This is a genomic window from Desulfobotulus pelophilus (assembly GCF_026155325.1).
Lineage (GTDB): Bacteria > Desulfobacterota > Desulfobacteria > Desulfobacterales > ASO4-4 > Desulfobotulus > Desulfobotulus pelophilus.
Genome location: NZ_JAPFPW010000015.1, coordinates 1 through 15,395 on the forward strand (window position 1 = coordinate 1; position 15,395 = coordinate 15,395).

The following is a 15,395-nucleotide window of genomic DNA, read 5'->3' on the forward strand; positions in this document are numbered from 1 at the left end:
AACGCCGATAAGAACCAGTTTTTTTCCCTTGTGATCTTCGGAAATCTGTTGAGCAACGGCTTTGACGCGTGTGCGAATGTCTTCTTCAGAAAAAACCGGTATAAGATCCACCATGAAAAATAATCCTTACCACCACTAAATTGTCTCTGTCAGTTTCTGTAAAATCTTAACAGGATAAAAATATCCGGTATCCGGAAGAAAGTCAACCGGTCTACCGGATTACAGTGCAGGTTTCATGTAGAAAAGAGGATGTTTTAAATCCCTGTATCTTTTAAATTTTCTACCAGGTTCTTTTGTTCAGCGCTAAGAGTTTTAGGCATATCTATAAAGACATTGATAAAAAGATCTCCTTTTTCCTGAGGACGCTGCATAACAGGAAGCCCCCGCCCGGGGATGCGCATACGTGTTTTGTGCGGGGTGCCGGGAGCAATATTCACTTCCAGCTCACTGCCATCCAGTGTGGGAACCCGGATACGGGTCCCGAGCAGAGCTTCGGTGAGCCGGATGCTGTGGTCCATATACAGGTCCTGACCCTCATGTCGGAAGATGGGGTCTGGTACGAGGGATGCCTGAATATAGAGATCGCCCGGTTCACCTCCAAAGCCTGCAGGGTCACCTTTTCCTGCCAGCCGTATTTTTTTCCCGGGTAGCATTCCTTTGGGAATCCTAACCTGCAGCTGCTCGTTTTTATCCTGTATGGAAAAGCTCAGGGTTTTTTGCGTGCCTTCGGCTATTTCCCTGAGGGTCAGCGGCAACCGGTAAATTCTGTCCTGCCCTTTAGCCGGGGCTTGATGGAAGCGTGAAGATCCTTTTCGGCTGTTGTTTCCGAAAAAAGATGAAAACCCGGATCCGCCAAATCCAAACTCCCGGAAAATATCAGAAAAATCAAAGTTTCTGAAAATGTCTTCCTGGCTGTAGCGTTGCTGGAAACCCGTGGAACCGTACATATCATACTGCTGTCTTTTTTCCGGATCGCTTAGAACGGCATAGGCTTCACTGATTTTTTTAAAAGTGGCTTCTGCACCGGGGTCGTTGGGATTTTTATCCGGATGATGTTTTACGGCAAGCCTTCTGTAGGCTTTTTTGATTTCATCGGCGCTGGCTCTGCGATCCACGCCAAGAAGTGTATAATAATCCGTATGACTCATAGAACCTCGCTTTGTCTATCCTTACCGTACTCTTCTCAGATGAATGTATCGCTGAAAAGATAGGCTTATTTTGCCATATGTCAAGGAGTGTTTTGTGTTATAAGTTTTTGTTTTTTTTGCTTATCAATATTTTTTTAGACGATCGAGGCGCAAGCGTTCCCTGTGGTCGGAAAGTCGTCTGGCCCCTGCTGTTACAGCAAAAATGGTACCAAAGCCCGTGCTGCCGGCTATGAGAAACATGATGAGAATCTGATATTTTACCGCCTCCATGGGGGGGGCACCTGCCAGAATCTGTCCTGTCATCATGCCGGGAAGGCTGACAATGCCTGCCACACTCATGGCGTTGATGATGGGAATCATGCCGCTTCGTATACTGTCTTTCCGGATATCTGAAACCGCTTCAGAAAAGCGCTGGCCCAGCATGAGCCGGGTTTCGATGATGGCTTTTTTTTCCCACAGGGTCTGGGTAAGGCGGTCAAGGCCGATGGCAATGCCGTTCATGGTATTTCCGAGAATCATGCCCAGCAGGGGTATGGCATATTGAGGGGTGTACCATGGGTCTTGGGAGATGATTACCATAAGGGCAAAAAGAGTAATCAGAAAAGAAGAGAGGCACATGGCTCCTGTGCCGATGCCGAAGCCCCATGGTCCTGCAAAGCGCAAGGACTGGCGTCGCATGACTTCCCAGCCTGCCGTTGCAAGCATAAAAAGAACCATAAGGCCGAGCAGGCCAGGATGAATGAGCTCAAAGATGAATTTGAGGGCAAATCCGAGAAGAGAAAGCTGCGCTGTTGCCCGGGCAGCGGAAATCATCAGCTGACGGCCGATGCCCAGCCGCAGAAAAAGTGAGAGGCCAGCATTGATCAGAATGAGAAGAGAGGCCAGTGCCAGATCAAAAGGCGTAAGCAGTATCATGGCGTCCTTTCTGGAGTGATGGAGCAGGGCCCTGGTTTGTCTGACTGTTTCCCCATGAAGACAGTCATGTGAAAAAGCGGTTTTAGTGTTCATGTCAGGGGTTCCGAAGGGTAGAGCCGGAGATTCCATATCGGGCAGAACAGTTGGTTTTATCAGTAAAGAACCCTTCCGGAATGGGAGAGAATCCCGTTTGCCAGGTAATAAAGGGTGTGACATACGCGTTGCAGTTGTTCCGGATTGTGGCTGATCCAGATAAGGGAAGCCCGGGTCCTCTTCTGGTAATCAAATATCAGTTTTTCCATGAGTTTTGTGCCCTCAGCGTCCAGATTGGCAGTTGGTTCATCCAGAAGCAGCACCTTTGGTTCATTGGCCAGAATACGCAGCAGTGCGAGACGTTGTTTCTCGCCGCTGGACAGACGATGAATTTCCCATGAGGGCACATCCGGCGGAAATCCCATAAAAGCAGTTTCTTTTTCAGGAAAGGTACCGGGAAAATGCTCACCAGCGGTATGAAGCCACCATTGACTCTCTGCGGGCATCAAAGCAACCTGTCTGCGCCACTGCGGTCCTGACATGTCCGTATGGATTACATTGTCCAGCATCAGGGTGCCGGAAAACACCTCTATATCCGCAAAGGCCCGGAACAGAATACTTTTACCTGCTCCGGAGGGGCCGGAAATGCCTGCGCACTCCCCTGCTTCAACGGAAAGGGAGACAGGGCCAATATGATGGATTTTTATATTCTGTGCTCGGAACATGGCTTATGTCTGATCTGTGGTGGGGGATAGCTGCTTTTTTAATGCCACACGGATCAAGGCCAGGGCGGCTGGTGTCATCCCTTCCATGCGGGACGCCTGCCCCAGAGTTTCAGGGCGGATTTTCTGTAGTTTGCTGCTGAGTTCTCTGGAAAGACCGGGAAGTCCCTCGTAGGGAAAGTCCTCAGGAATTTTGATTTTTTCAAGATCTCTGAATTTTTTCACCTCCTGCGTCTGTCGCTGTATGTAGCCCTCATACTTGATGGTAATTTCCACCTGGCGACGGACCCTTTGGTCCAGACTTTTTTCAGGAGGGGCCAGTACTTCCACGCAGGTATAGTCCAGTTCTGCCCTTTTCAGGAGCTGATCCAGAGAAACGCCGTTTTTCAGTTCAGGAGACCCTGTCTGTTGAAGAAAATGCTTGGCCTGGGCAGGTCCGATGTGGATGCTGCGTATGCGTTCCATTTCCAGTCGCGTGCGGAGGGCGTATTCCCGTACCCTTTCTACGCCTTCCTGATCCACCAGGCCTAAGTCATATCCTTTTTCCGCCAGGCGCAGGTCCGCATTATCTTCCCTGAGGAGGAGGCGGTATTCGGCTCTGGATGTGAACATACGGTAGGGTTCGCTTGTGCCACGGGTGATAAGATCATCCACCATTACAGCCATATAAGCTTCGGATCTGTCCGGGATAAAAGGGGGGCGACCCTGTATGCTGCAGGCGGCATTGATGCCTGCCCAGAGTCCCTGAGCAGCCGCTTCCTCATACCCGGAAGTGCCATTGATCTGACCTGCGAGAAACAAGCCCTGAACAAGGCGGGTTTCAAGGCTTGATTTCAGTTGCAGAGGATCCACAAAGTCGTATTCTATGGCATAGCCGGGCCGGATTATTTCGGCTTTTTCAAGGCCCGGAACGGACTGGACAAAGGGAATCTGCACATCCATGGGAAGACTGTTGCCAAGACCGCTTGCATAGATTTCGTCCGTATCAATGCCTTCCGGTTCAAGAATAACCTGGTGGGTTTCCCTCTGGGGGAACTTGACAGCTTTATCTTCAAAGGAAGGGCAATATCGTGCGGATACCCCTTGAATCCGCCCGGAATAGAGGGGGGAGCGGTCAAGGTTGGCCAGTACGATTTCCCTGTTTCTGGCTGTGGTATGGCCTACCCAGCTGGGAAGCTGGGGAAGGGAGGAAAGGGTGTTGGAGCGGAAGGAAAAGGGTTTGGGGTCGCTGTCTGCTGTATGCAGGGTGAATCTGGAAAAATCGATGGAATTTTTTTTGAGCCTGGGAGGGGTGCCCGTTTTCATGCGGCCTAGTGTCAGGCCCAGGTGTTTAAGGCTTTCCGCCAGACCGTAGGATGCAAATTCTCCTGCTCTTCCAGCTTCAATGGACCGCAGGCCGATATGCACCCTTCCCGAAAGGAAGGTCCCTGTGGCAAGAATGGTGCAGGAGGCTTTGTAAAAGAAGCCTGTATGATCCATCACTCCGACGATGCGTCCGTTCTCCACCAGCAGTTCTTCAATGAGGGCCTGACGAAGATCCAGGCCGGGGCATTGCTCTACCACCTGCTTCATGGCCCTGTGGTAGCGGTTTTTATCATTCTGGGTACGGGTGGACCAGACAGCTGGTCCTTTTTTGGTATTGAGTGTTTTGTATTGAATGGCTGTTTGGTCTGTGATTTCCGCCATTGTACCGCCAAGGGCATCCACTTCCCGCACCAGATGGCCTTTGGCTGTGCCGCCAATGGAGGGGCTGCAGGGCATGGAGGCCAGTTTGTCAAGATCAATGGCAAAGAGGCAGGTGCTGCATCCCATACGGGCTGCGGCCAGAGCGGCTTCACAACCGGCGTGACCGGCGCCGATAACAAGTATGTCGTAGGTGGGTGTATGGGCCATGGCTGTGTGATGATCTCCTGATTGCAGAAAATGGTCAGAGGCGCTTGGTTGCCGGGTCGTTTTCGGCAGCGTTCTGAAAACATAAAATTATAAGGCCCAGTTCCTTTGTGGGTCAAGGGGGTGTTTGCATATGCGTCAGAATCATGCGCGTTTTTATGATCTGAATACGTTTTTAAGAAAGCATTTTGGAGAAAGAGTACAGAAAATCAGTGTCGATGCGGGGATGACCTGCCCCAACCGGGATGGGCTGCTGGGAACGGGGGGGTGTATTTATTGTAATCCCAGAGGTTCGGGAACCGGGGCCTCCGGTATCGGGAAATCTGTTACGGAACAGATTTTGGAAGGTAAACGGAATATGGGCAGGCGATATAAAGCCAGAAAGTTTATGGCCTATTTTCAGAGCTACACCAATACCTATGCTCCTCTGGAAAGGCTGAAGGAAATTTGGGATGAAGCCCTGGCTGTGGATGGTGTGGTGGGCCTTGCCATTGGTACCCGTCCGGACTGTATAAATGGTGAAATCCTGGATCTTCTGGAAAGCTATGTGAAGAAAGGAGTGTTGGTATGGGTGGAATACGGTCTTCAGAGTGTGCATGATACAACCCTTGGGTTTATTGGCAGGGGCCATGATTTTGCCTGTTTTGAGCGGGCCGTCAGTCTGACCCGCGGGCGGGGTATCCATATCTGTGTCCATGTGATTTTGGGATTGCCCGGTGAAGGACCGGAAGCCATGGTAAAAACGGCGGAAGTGTTGGCTCGAATGGGGCTGGACGGTGTAAAAATCCACCTTTTATATGTTGTCAGGGGAACCCCTCTGGAAGAGCTTTATTCCCGGGGGCGTTATGTTTGCATGGAGGAAGATGCTTATGTGGCAGCGGTGTGTGATTTTCTGGAAAGACTTCCGCCCAAAATGGTGATTCAGCGCCTCACGGGAGATCCCCATGAAGAGGAGCTGGTGGCTCCCCTCTGGGCCATGGAAAAGGAAAGGGTGAGAAACCGCATTCTCCAACTTCTTGAGATGCGGGGTACGGTTCAGGGAAGCCGGTTTCATGGGGAACAGTAAAAGATTCAGATAGAATAGGAAATGAATGGTTGCTGGTGGGTGGAGGCCCTGCACTACGTAGTTGATTTGACTGTATGGGGAAGCTTTTTTCTGTTATCCTTTCCGGTATGTTTCCCACCCTATAACAAACGGGTTCTGCTTAACAGGAGGGCTGTATCATGGGATACAGATTTTTTTTCTGTCTGTTTTTTTGTCTCAGCTCTTCTGCCCAGGCTGTTATGCCACCGGATTTTTATGCGCGGCTTGCTGAAAATTCGGGCGTCAAAGCCATTGCCCGGGTCGCAGATATTGAAATTCTGGAAAAAAATCGGCGCAGCACCCAGAAGCGGGTTCGCTTTGAGCTTATACACAGTATGGGCCCCCCCGTTGGAGAAGTATTCTATGGCACCTGTTTTTCAGTGGATTATTCCTGGCAGCAGCCGGGAGAAGGGGGGACGATTTATTTTTATCCCGTGCGGGGAGTTCTTGTCTTTGTGACCATTGCTGCGGATGGGGGGAGTATCACAAGTTATACGCCCATTACAGAAAAAAGTGCCGGTCTTTTTGTGCAGAATCCAGAAAGAATCCGTTACGGAATGGGGCGTGCCTGGCTGGAAGAGATCCCTTGAAAAGCCCTTCTCAGGGCCTTTCAACCAGAGGAAAAGGGCCGAAGGATTCTACAGCCTGAGGTGTTGTCTCTCTGGGCCTACACCATGAGGTTACCATTGGGAGCTGCGTTGGGTCGGGGATTGGTGGCAAAGGCCTCGCGGATTCGCATGTGGAGATCTTCGCCATGGGAGGCGGCGCGGATATGGGCATGCATGCGGTGGCCAAAGGGATAGACCGCCATGACATAAGGCAGAATTTTTTTAAACAGACGCAGACCCCGGAGTTCTCCATAATGACGGCAGTAGCCTGCGTGCATGGAGAGAAGCAACGCTGCCGTATCCGGCTCTTCCGATAGTTGCCCCGTTAAATCGGCAAAGATCCAGGGGCGTGCGGCAGCCATACGTCCGATGCTCAGTCCGTCGCAGCCCGTTTCTTCCAGCATGCGCAAACCGTCTTCCGCAGTAAAAATATTGCCATTGCCCAGAACTGGAATGGATACGGCTTCCTTGATTTTTTGGATATGATCCCATCGGGGAGGCCGGTTTCTACGGTCCGGTGCTACCCTGGGATGAAAAGTGATGAGGTCGCACCCTGCTGTTTCCAGTTTCCGGGCCAGATCGACGGCGTTCTTCACATTGTCATCCCAGCCCGTACGAAATTTTACGGAAAGGGGAATGCGTATGGCTTTTCTTACCTTTTCCACAATGACGAGGGCTTTGTCCGGGTTTCTGAGCAAGGCTGCGCCACCTCCCTGTTTGCAAATGGCGGCAACGGAGCAGCCGAAATTGAGATCCACGCCGAAAAAGCCTTCTTTTTCTATTCTTATGGCCGCGCGGGCCATAAGATCAGGATCTTCACCAAAAATCTGGCAAATGAGAGATTCCAGCTCTTCGGGCTGCCATCGGAACACTTCGGAAAGGGCGGGATTCTCATGGGGGAGTGCTCTGGCATTGCACATTTCCGTAAAGAGAAGCCCGCATCCTCCGAAGTGGCGGACCCAGTGGCGAAAGGCTACATGCCCAATACCTGCCATGGGCGCAAGGGCTGTTCGGAAAGGAATTTCCTTTCCCTGAATAAGAAAGGGCTGACGGAGTTTTTCAGCCAGATCGGGGAGCAGAGATCTGGTACAGGATGATGCAGGAAGACCCATGTTGCTTGACGCTTTCTGGATGAGAAGGGTAAGATATGCTCAAAAAAGATGAACTCTGTTCCCCTGTTTTTGGGGGAGTCAATTTTTTTTTTCTTGCTTCCCGGATGCTGCCACCCTCGGTATGGAAAGCATAAGAAACGTTTTTCTATCATGATTTTATCCGGACCATATATAGAAAATTATGCTTTTAAAAGAAGCCGGAGTAAAATGATAACCTTGCTTTAAGACCGATAGTCTGCCCAACTTGAAGAAAGGGGGCTTCAGGACGGGAAAACGGATCAAAAAGAAAGGTCTTCCATTTTTGTTTTAAGATGACGGGCTAGCAAAAAGTCAGGCCCCGCCGCCAGTTGTGTCATAAGCTGCATTTTGGCATCAGGGGTTTCTTTACGTTGTGGCCCTGTTGGCGTATTCCGGATTTTTGCGAGCCCGGCAAAATATTGCAAGGCCTGAATATGGTTTTGCTGACGAAGGAGGCCTGATGGGATTACTCCGTTTTTGCAGAATAAGTGTGTGCTGCTGGCTGCTGATGATGATGACTGCCGTGGTCTTGGCTGCGGAAGGCCCTGAACTTTTTGTCATGGGCCCCGATCACAGTCTGGTACGGCTGGATGCATCGGTACTGAAGGCCAAAGCGTCGGAGTTATACAGCCAGGACAGAAACTTCCCTTCCCCGGAGCCTGTGCTTTTTGAAGGTGTTTTTATTGTCGATTTGATAGGTGAAGCCGAAGGAAGCGTGACCTTGCTCAGTGAGGACCAGTATGTGGCATCTTTTCCCATGGGCGTGCTGGCAGACAGCATGGCTATGCTGGCGTGGAATGAAAATGGAAGGCCCATTCCCCGGCACAGGGGAGGGCCTTTAAAAATAGTTTTCGGCAATGCAGCGAATCTTCATCCTTCTGCCAACGCATGGTATGTGAAGGTGCTGCTCTCTGACAGGGGGCAAGACCTTCCTTTACGGATGATACGGGGACCGGAAACCCATATCTTTTTGGGGGGGCAAATGCCGGATAACCAGAGGATTGCCAAGCAATTACTCCCGCCCGTTCCCAAGGGCTACCGCTATGACACGGAACGTCCCCGGAGGCAGTTTCTGAGGGGTTTTATTCTGGGTGATTTTTTGAAAGATCGGTATGGAGCCTTTACGGGTGTTACGCTAAGAAGCCTGTCAGGTCAGGAACTCCGACTGGTCAGCAGTGATATTGAGGGTAAGGATCTCTTTTTTTTTGGCCTCAATGAAGAGGGGCCTTTAGGTGTGAGCCGGGGCGGCCCATGGATGCTTTGGGTCCCTGTTCTGAAATATCCTCAGCTGGCAGTGCGGCTGCCCAATCCGGATACCCTGTTTTTTATTTACGAGATGATTGTGGAATAAAAAGGGAGATACCTGATGAGGCAAAAAGCCCGGTTACAGACAAAGGTGACCCTTCTTCTTCTTCTTATTGTTACGGTGCAGGTTGTACTGCTGGGTGTTTTTATTTCCCGGAAAGCGGATGTTGCAATGCGGGAATCGAGTTATGGCAGAATTCATTTTGTGCTGAACGAAGTTTCCCGCCGTAGCGGACAGCTTCTGTATCACGCAAACTGGGCAAATCTTGCGGTTAATCTGACCCATGATTTTCTGAATGATCCAGATCTTATCTATTTTTTTGTTACGGATCCGGAAGGGGTTATCCTGATTGCTCAGAACGACAATGTTCTGGATTCCCGGGATCCCCTTGTGGTGCCGGAGGATGTTCAAAGTCTGAAGCTTGCGGATCAGATGGAGGTGCGTCTTTATCCCTATGATGAGACAGAACGTTTTCAGATCCGTCATGCTGTTCTGAAAGCACCGGTTTCATATATGGGCGTGGAGCGGGGACGCGCTGGTGAGCCTGTGCTGGATGCCGTCAGACCTATCCGCTATGGAGATTCTCTGATGGGTTATCTGCGGATGGGGTTTTCCACTCAGGCCCTGCGGAAGCAGATCCAGGCCCAATATTTTCTGGTTGGTATAGGAGGGGCTATACTGCTGGTTTCCCTTGCCGGAGGGATGGTGCTGGTTCTGCATCGTCATATCCGGCCCCTGTCCCTTCTGACTCGCGCTCTTGTGCGGCTTGAGGATGCGGATTCCCCTCTGGCTCTTCGCCAGTACCTTGAATCCATCCGACCCGAGGATGTGCCCGTGACAACACGGGAGGTGGAGGCTTTGAGGGACGCCTTCAGCCGAATGCGTCATCATTTGGTGGATACCTTTGTGCAGCTTGAGCATTTCATGGAGGCAACCCGGGTTCTGGCCTCTCAGGCCCATACGGCCAGCGAGGCCAAAGGCCAGTTTCTGGCGAATATGAGCCATGAGATCCGTACACCCATGAATGGAGTGATCGGTATGGCTGAGCTGCTTCTTGAAACAAAGCTGGATCCTGTACAGCGAAATTACGCGGAAATGATCCGTTCTTCCGGTGAAGGCTTACTGGATATTATTACCCGGGTTCTGGATTTTTCACGAATAGAGGCCGGTTGTGTGGATATGAATGAGGAGGCCTTTTCCCTTAGGGATGTAATGGAAGAAAGTCTTGATGTTCTGGCTATCTCGGCAGCAACCCAGGGTCTTGCCCTGACAGGGTGGATTCATGAAAAGGTGCCGGATTCTCTTATGGGAGATGCCCTGCGGCTGAAGCAGGTGCTGGTGAACCTTGTGGGTAATGCCGTAAAATTTACGGAAAAAGGGTATGTGAATCTGCAGATTGTTACGGAAAGTGAGGCAGAAAATACCCTTGTGCTGCGTTTTGAGGTCCAGGATACGGGGATCGGTATTCCTGAAGAAAGGGCAGGCAGTCTGTTTCAGCCCTTTTCCCAGGGAGACAGTTCCATGGGCCGCCGTTATGGCGGGACAGGGCTTGGGCTTGTTATTTCCCGGCAGCTGGTTCACCTTATGGGAGGAGATATGGGATTTGATTCCCGTGAATCCGGAGGAACAACTTTCTGGTTCACAGCTATCTTCGGCAAGGTGCGAAAAGTAGAGGAAAGGGTTGTCCGGTTTCTCGCCGGTCGCCGTGTGCTTCTGCTGGTTTCGGCTCCCCTGCTGGCAGCCCAGATGGAGGGCTATCTGCGTCAATGGGGTGCTGGTGTGACGATTCTTGCTTCTGCAGATCGGCTGGCGTTTTTGACCAGAGAGGAGAGGCAGGGGTTTTTTCTGATTCTTGTGGATGAAGATGTGGAAGGCTTCCGCCTGCTGGAGCAAAGGGGCTGGACGGCTCATTTCCCGCCTTTCTGGGGGCTTTTGTCTGCCAGGATGTTTTGTCCCGGAACGGGTGCAGTGGGCAGGGAATATTCTTTTTGTCTCCCCAGGCCCGTAAAATACAGGCAGCTGGAACAGGCAATCCAGGACAGCCTGAGAAAAACAGGATAAACTCTGGTTTGTTGCCTGTTCCCTGGTGAAAAGCCCTGGGTTTGTTTCCCGAAGCTCACTCGCTTTTATATGTAAGATACGGGGTAGTCTTTTTTTATACGCCGGTTTTTTGATCAAGGCGGCCACATGCGCCGGATACGAAATGATTCCGGTGTGGTGAGGGAGGATGGATGAAAAAAGCGGCATGGATTTACTGGGTGGTTTTGTCCGTGGTATTTTTTTGGGGCTGTGATCGTGTCCGCATGGTGGAGATGGACGGAAAAATCATGGGGACGGAGTGGAAGGTTCGCTGTGCCCTTTCCGTATCCACAGATCCCGGTGAAGTTCAGAACCTTCTTGAAAAGCGCCTGCATGCCATTAACCGATCTCTTTCTGTCTATGTTGAAAACAGTGATGTTTCTCGTTTTAACCGTATGAAAGCGGAAGAAACCATGGTACCGGATGTGCTTTTTATGACGGTATTGCATGCGGCAAGGGAGGTTTATGAATGGACGGAAGGAGCTTTTGATCCTACGGTACTCCCCCTTGTGAATCTCTGGGGTTTTGGCCCGGATGGTTATCACGGCTACCTGCCGGATACAGATGCTCTGGAGCAGGTGAAAAAGAACGTTGGTATGAACAGGCTTATCTTTTATGAGGATGGGCGAATTGGTAAGCAGGAAGATGGAATCAGTCTGGATCTGGGGGCCATTGCCAAGGGCTATGGCGTGGATCTTCTGGCAGAGACCCTTGAAGAGGCAGGAATCAGGCATTATCTGGTGGAAATAGGAGGCGAGATCCGTGTGGGGGGCTGCCGTCCGGATGGCACCCCATGGGTTTTAGGGATCAGTCGGCCTTTTCCGGGGTCGGCACCTTCGGATCTTCTCCTTCGTATGGAAATCTGCAACGGATCTCTTGCGACCAGTGGCGACTACAGGAATTTTTTTGAGTCTGGCGGGCGTCGTTTTTCCCATGTTATGGATCCTTTGACCGGTTATCCCGTGGAAACGGGAATCGTCAGTGCTTCGGTACTTCATAAAAGCTCTATGAAGGCCGATGCCCTTGCCACAGCCATCATGGTTATGGGTATGGAAAAGGCAAGGGCAATGGTGGCAAGACTGGACGGAGTGGAAGCTCTGGTGGTGAAAGAGATAGACGGCGGGGTTGTTGAAAGCTGGATGAGCCCGGGGTTCATGGAAAAACTGCGTTGACTCATACGATGGATGCTATAGAAATGATGGGGCTGCCCAGGCAGGGCAGGATGGAACCTTACTGACAAGAAAAGGAGCGGGGATGACGGAGAGCACTTACTATCTGGTGGAGAAAAAAGGACCTGTGGCATGGGTGTATCTGAATCGACCGGAAAAGAAAAATGCCATGCATCTTCCTGCATGGGAGGATGCGCCTTCTATTTATGCGGATCTGGATGCGGATCCGGAAATTCGGGTTATTATCGTTGCCGGTAAAGGCCCTGCCTTTTGTGCGGGGATTGATCTGATGGGTATGGTGGGAGCCATGCCGGAACTCATGGAGGAGCAGAAGGGCGGGGTTAAGTGGCGCTTTATTCCTAAAATCAAGATGCTGCAGGAGACCATGAGCTGCATAGAAAAATGCCGGAAGCCTGTGATTGCTGCGGTGCATGGCTACTGCATCGGTGCCGGTCTGGATATGATCAGTGCCTGTGATATTCGTATCTGTTCTGCGGATGCTACTTTCTGTCTTAAAGAGGCAGCTGTGGGGTTTGTGGCGGATGTGGGCTCTTTGCAGCGAGTGCCACGTATTGTGGGAGAAGGCATTGCCCGTGAACTGGCATTTACGGCTAAAACCATTGATGCCGTTCGGGCAAAGGAAGTGCTTCTGGTCAATGACGTGTACCCGGATCATGACAGTCTGATGGCTGCGGCCGAAGCCATGGCTCTGGAAATAGCAGCCAACTCTCCTTTAGCCGTGCAGGCCTCCAAAAATGTTCTGAATTTTGGCGCGGGACGAACCGTTGGAGATGGGCTTGACTACGTGGCGAGCATCAGTGCCAATATTGTGCCTTCCGATGACCTGATGGAGGCTTTTACGGCTTTTGCGGAGCGCAGGGCTCCTAAGTTTACCGGTAAATAGGCATGACAGTGGTCAGCAGTCTCTGCTGCTGACCACAAAAATGGGAAAGATACGGGTATTTCATTCTTCATGAAATGTTATATTGAAACTTTGGGCTGTGCACGGAATCAGGTGGATAGTGAAGTGTTGGCAGGCCACATGGTACGAGCGGGTTATCCGCTGGCAGAAGGGCCTGAGGATGCAGCTATTATTATTGTCAATACCTGCGGATTCATACAGGATGCCATTGATGATTCCATAGACACCATTCTGGAGCTTGCCTCATTCCGGAAGGGAGGCCTCTGCCGATATCTGATAGTAGCCGGATGCCTGCCAGAACGTTTTCAGGAAGATATTGCAGTATCCTTGCCGGAGGTGGATTTCTTTGCCGGAACCGCCGCCTATTTTTCTATCCTTTCCTTTCTCGAAGAGGAAGATATTTTCATGAAGGAAAACGGATCTGTTTTTTGTCCGGATCCGGTGAAGGCACCCTTGCAGACAGCAGCCATGCCCCGTTTTCGCGTTGCGGTGCATACGGCCTACCTCAAGATTGCAGAAGGTTGCTCCAGGCACTGTACCTATTGTATCATTCCCCGACTGCGCGGTGTACAGCGAAGCCGTTCTCTTCATGATGTGGTGGCGGAAGCCCGTAATCTGGTTTCCCAGGGTGTGAAGGAAGTGGTTCTGGTGGCTCAGGAAACAACGGATTGGGGAAAGGATCTTCAGAATGGGCAGAATATCTGTGACCTTGTGGCGGAGGTATGTGATGCTGTAGGGGAGAAGGTTTGGGTTCGTCTTTTGTACGGTCATCCTGAAAGCCTCCGTGACGATCTTCTTGATCTGATGGCAAGCAGGGACAATTTTTGTTCCTATCTGGATCTGCCCGTGCAGCATGCCGCAGACGGGGTTCTGCGGCGTATGGGCCGTCACTATACGAATGAAGGGTTGCGTGCTCTTTTTTCACGTATACGGGCAAAGGTGGCCGATGTGAGCCTCCGTACAACGTTGATAACCGGCTTTCCCGGAGAGACGGAAGATGATTTTGAGATTCTTCTGGCTTTTGTCCGGGACATTCGTTTTGATCATCTGGGAGTGTTTCTTTATTCTGATCTTGATGATCTGCCATCGCACAGACTGAACAATCATGTTCCTCCGGAAGTGGCTGCTGCCAGGAGGGATAGGCTGATGGAGGTGCAGGCAGGTATTTCATGGGAAAGGCATCAGTCAAAAATCGGAAATAAATATGAGGTGCTCATTGAAGGGGTGCCTGAAGGTGATCTGGCCGAAGGAAGAACCCGGTTTCAGGCGCCTGAAGTGGATGGCATTACCTTTGTAGATGGCAGCGGGCTTGCGGGAGGAGATGTGGTGACCATTGAGGTGACCGATGCCTTTGACTATGATCTTGCGGGAAATGTGGTGGACTGATGGGTGATTTGAAAAAAGAGATTGCTGCTGCCGTTGCAGAGGATCTTGCAGCCATTGAAAAAGCCCTTGTGGCAAATCTGACTCCAGAGCTGGATCTCGTCCGTAAAATTGCCGGTCATACACTGTTTTCAGGGGGTAAGCGCTTACGTCCTCTGCTGTGTGTGCTGATGCACAGGGCTTTGGGCGGACGGGATGCCATTGTGACGGATGTAGCAGGAATTTTTGAGTTTCTTCATGCGGCCACGTTGATCCATGATGATGTGGTGGATGAGGCAGAGGTGAGAAGGGGCAGAGCGGCATCCCACAGGCTTTTTGGTGCTGCGGAAGCGGTATTGACCGGAGACTTTCTTCTGGCCCGTTCGCTGAATCTTGCTGCAAAAACAGGGAACCCTGAAATTATTGCCGTTATTGCCAATATTACGGAACAGATGGCCCAGGGGGAAATTGAGCAGCTGCGGAACAAGGGGGATCTTGGGCTTTCAGAAGCGGCATATGACCGTGTCATTGAACGAAAAACAGCTGTATTGATTGAAGGTTCCTGTAAAACAGGAGCGCTTTTGGCCAATGCCGGACCGGAAAGGGTGCAGGCTGCCGCCCGGTATGGGTGGGAGCTGGGCATGGCTTTTCAGATGGCCGACGATCTTCTGGACTATACGGAGGATGAAAGCAGTCTTGGGAAACGTCCCGGTGCGGATCTGCGGGAAGGAAAGGCCACATTGCCCCTGATCTGCGCCCTGCGGGAAGCTGATTCGGCGGACAGAGCCTTTTTAGAGTCAGTTGCGGGAACGGATTTTGCTAATGAAGATTTCATGCGCGTGAAGGCTGTTGTGCATGCCGCAGGGGGGATTGCCTTCACGCGAAAACGGGCCGAAAGACATGTCGATGCGGCTCAATCCGCTCTGGATCTGCTGGCGTTTGGTCCGGAGAGAAAGCTTTTGGAAATGCTCGCCTCCTATGCGCTGGTGAGAAAAAGTTGAACAGGCAGGTTTTTCTGGCCGTATTT

The 15,395-nt window shown here is 51.3% G+C and carries 13 protein-coding genes; 8 read left to right on the forward strand and 5 right to left on the reverse strand.

Annotated features, from left to right (window positions below):
- Window positions 1–254 precede the first annotated feature (254 nt).
- The 4 genes from OOT00_RS12105 to mnmG form a co-directional block, all read right to left on the reverse strand.
- Entirely contained in the window at window positions 255–1,148 is an 894-nt protein-coding gene (locus OOT00_RS12105) for a DnaJ C-terminal domain-containing protein (protein ID WP_265425638.1), read from the reverse strand.
- 123 nt (window positions 1,149–1,271) lie between these two features.
- The gene (locus OOT00_RS12110) at window positions 1,272–2,063 is read right to left on the reverse strand and encodes an ABC transporter permease (RefSeq protein WP_265425639.1); all 792 of its coding nucleotides are present in this window, start codon (window positions 2,061–2,063) and stop codon (window positions 1,272–1,274) included.
- A 152-nt stretch (window positions 2,064–2,215) separates the two neighbouring features.
- Window positions 2,216–2,821, reverse strand: coding sequence for an ABC transporter ATP-binding protein (locus tag OOT00_RS12115; RefSeq protein ID WP_265425640.1), 606 nt, complete (start codon window positions 2,819–2,821; stop codon window positions 2,216–2,218).
- A 3-nt stretch (window positions 2,822–2,824) separates the two neighbouring features.
- Complete coding sequence (gene mnmG, locus OOT00_RS12120) at window positions 2,825–4,711, reverse strand: tRNA uridine-5-carboxymethylaminomethyl(34) synthesis enzyme MnmG (RefSeq protein WP_265425641.1); 1,887 nt, start codon at window positions 4,709–4,711, stop codon at window positions 2,825–2,827.
- A gap of 130 nt (window positions 4,712–4,841) precedes the next feature.
- On the opposite strand from mnmG, the gene mnmL reads away from it, so the two are divergent.
- Window positions 4,842–5,774, forward strand: coding sequence for a tRNA modification radical SAM protein MnmL/YtqA (gene mnmL, locus OOT00_RS12125; protein WP_265425642.1), 933 nt, complete (start codon window positions 4,842–4,844; stop codon window positions 5,772–5,774).
- Between the two features lie 158 nt (window positions 5,775–5,932).
- Window positions 5,933–6,382, forward strand: a complete 450-nt coding sequence (locus OOT00_RS12130) for a hypothetical protein (RefSeq protein ID WP_265425643.1) — start codon at window positions 5,933–5,935, stop codon at window positions 6,380–6,382.
- A 77-nt stretch (window positions 6,383–6,459) separates the two neighbouring features.
- Here the strand turns inward: OOT00_RS12130 and OOT00_RS12135 are convergent, their stop codons facing one another.
- Window positions 6,460–7,512, reverse strand: a complete 1,053-nt coding sequence (locus OOT00_RS12135; protein ID WP_265425644.1) for a tRNA dihydrouridine synthase — start codon at window positions 7,510–7,512, stop codon at window positions 6,460–6,462.
- Window positions 7,513–7,990: 478 nt separating this feature from the next.
- On the opposite strand from OOT00_RS12135, the gene OOT00_RS12140 reads away from it, so the two are divergent.
- The 6 genes from OOT00_RS12140 to OOT00_RS12165 all read left to right on the forward strand — a co-directional run bounded on the left by OOT00_RS12140 (window position 7,991) and on the right by OOT00_RS12165 (window position 15,369).
- On the forward strand, window positions 7,991–8,881 hold the full coding sequence (locus tag OOT00_RS12140; protein WP_265425645.1) for a molybdopterin-dependent oxidoreductase: 891 nt from the start codon (window positions 7,991–7,993) through the stop codon (window positions 8,879–8,881).
- 15 nt (window positions 8,882–8,896) lie between these two features.
- Window positions 8,897–10,897, forward strand: a complete 2,001-nt coding sequence (locus OOT00_RS12145; RefSeq protein ID WP_265425646.1) for a hybrid sensor histidine kinase/response regulator — start codon at window positions 8,897–8,899, stop codon at window positions 10,895–10,897.
- A gap of 170 nt (window positions 10,898–11,067) precedes the next feature.
- On the forward strand, window positions 11,068–12,087 hold the full coding sequence (locus tag OOT00_RS12150) for an FAD:protein FMN transferase (RefSeq protein WP_265425647.1): 1,020 nt from the start codon (window positions 11,068–11,070) through the stop codon (window positions 12,085–12,087).
- Between the two features lie 82 nt (window positions 12,088–12,169).
- Window positions 12,170–12,988, forward strand: coding sequence for a crotonase/enoyl-CoA hydratase family protein (locus tag OOT00_RS12155; RefSeq protein WP_265425648.1), 819 nt, complete (start codon window positions 12,170–12,172; stop codon window positions 12,986–12,988).
- A gap of 69 nt (window positions 12,989–13,057) precedes the next feature.
- Entirely contained in the window at window positions 13,058–14,392 is a 1,335-nt protein-coding gene (gene rimO, locus OOT00_RS12160) for a 30S ribosomal protein S12 methylthiotransferase RimO (RefSeq protein WP_265425649.1), read from the forward strand.
- Entirely contained in the window at window positions 14,392–15,369 is a 978-nt protein-coding gene (locus OOT00_RS12165; protein ID WP_368407600.1) for a polyprenyl synthetase family protein, read from the forward strand. Before rimO ends, OOT00_RS12165 begins: the two co-directional genes overlap by 1 nt.
- Window positions 15,370–15,395: the final 26 nt, after the last annotated feature.

What these genes read in the sequence shown, in the direction of transcription:
- OOT00_RS12105 (WP_265425638.1), bottom strand. Translation starts at nt 1,148, where the DNA reads ATGAGTCATACGGATTATTATACACTTCTTGGCGTGGATCGCAGAGCC.
- OOT00_RS12110 (WP_265425639.1), bottom strand. Translation starts at nt 2,063, where the DNA reads ATGATACTGCTTACGCCTTTTGATCTGGCACTGGCCTCTCTTCTCATT.
- OOT00_RS12115 (WP_265425640.1), bottom strand. Translation starts at nt 2,821, where the DNA reads ATGTTCCGAGCACAGAATATAAAAATCCATCATATTGGCCCTGTCTCC.
- mnmG (WP_265425641.1), bottom strand. Translation starts at nt 4,711, where the DNA reads ATGGCCCATACACCCACCTACGACATACTTGTTATCGGCGCCGGTCAC.
- mnmL (WP_265425642.1), top strand. Translation starts at nt 4,842, where the DNA reads ATGCGTCAGAATCATGCGCGTTTTTATGATCTGAATACGTTTTTAAGA.
- OOT00_RS12130 (WP_265425643.1), top strand. Translation starts at nt 5,933, where the DNA reads ATGGGATACAGATTTTTTTTCTGTCTGTTTTTTTGTCTCAGCTCTTCT.
- OOT00_RS12135 (WP_265425644.1), bottom strand. Translation starts at nt 7,512, where the DNA reads ATGGGTCTTCCTGCATCATCCTGTACCAGATCTCTGCTCCCCGATCTG.
- OOT00_RS12140 (WP_265425645.1), top strand. Translation starts at nt 7,991, where the DNA reads ATGGGATTACTCCGTTTTTGCAGAATAAGTGTGTGCTGCTGGCTGCTG.
- OOT00_RS12145 (WP_265425646.1), top strand. Translation starts at nt 8,897, where the DNA reads ATGAGGCAAAAAGCCCGGTTACAGACAAAGGTGACCCTTCTTCTTCTT.
- OOT00_RS12150 (WP_265425647.1), top strand. Translation starts at nt 11,068, where the DNA reads ATGAAAAAAGCGGCATGGATTTACTGGGTGGTTTTGTCCGTGGTATTT.
- OOT00_RS12155 (WP_265425648.1), top strand. Translation starts at nt 12,170, where the DNA reads ATGACGGAGAGCACTTACTATCTGGTGGAGAAAAAAGGACCTGTGGCA.
- rimO (WP_265425649.1), top strand. Translation starts at nt 13,058, where the DNA reads ATGAAATGTTATATTGAAACTTTGGGCTGTGCACGGAATCAGGTGGAT.
- OOT00_RS12165 (WP_368407600.1), top strand. Translation starts at nt 14,392, where the DNA reads ATGGGTGATTTGAAAAAAGAGATTGCTGCTGCCGTTGCAGAGGATCTT.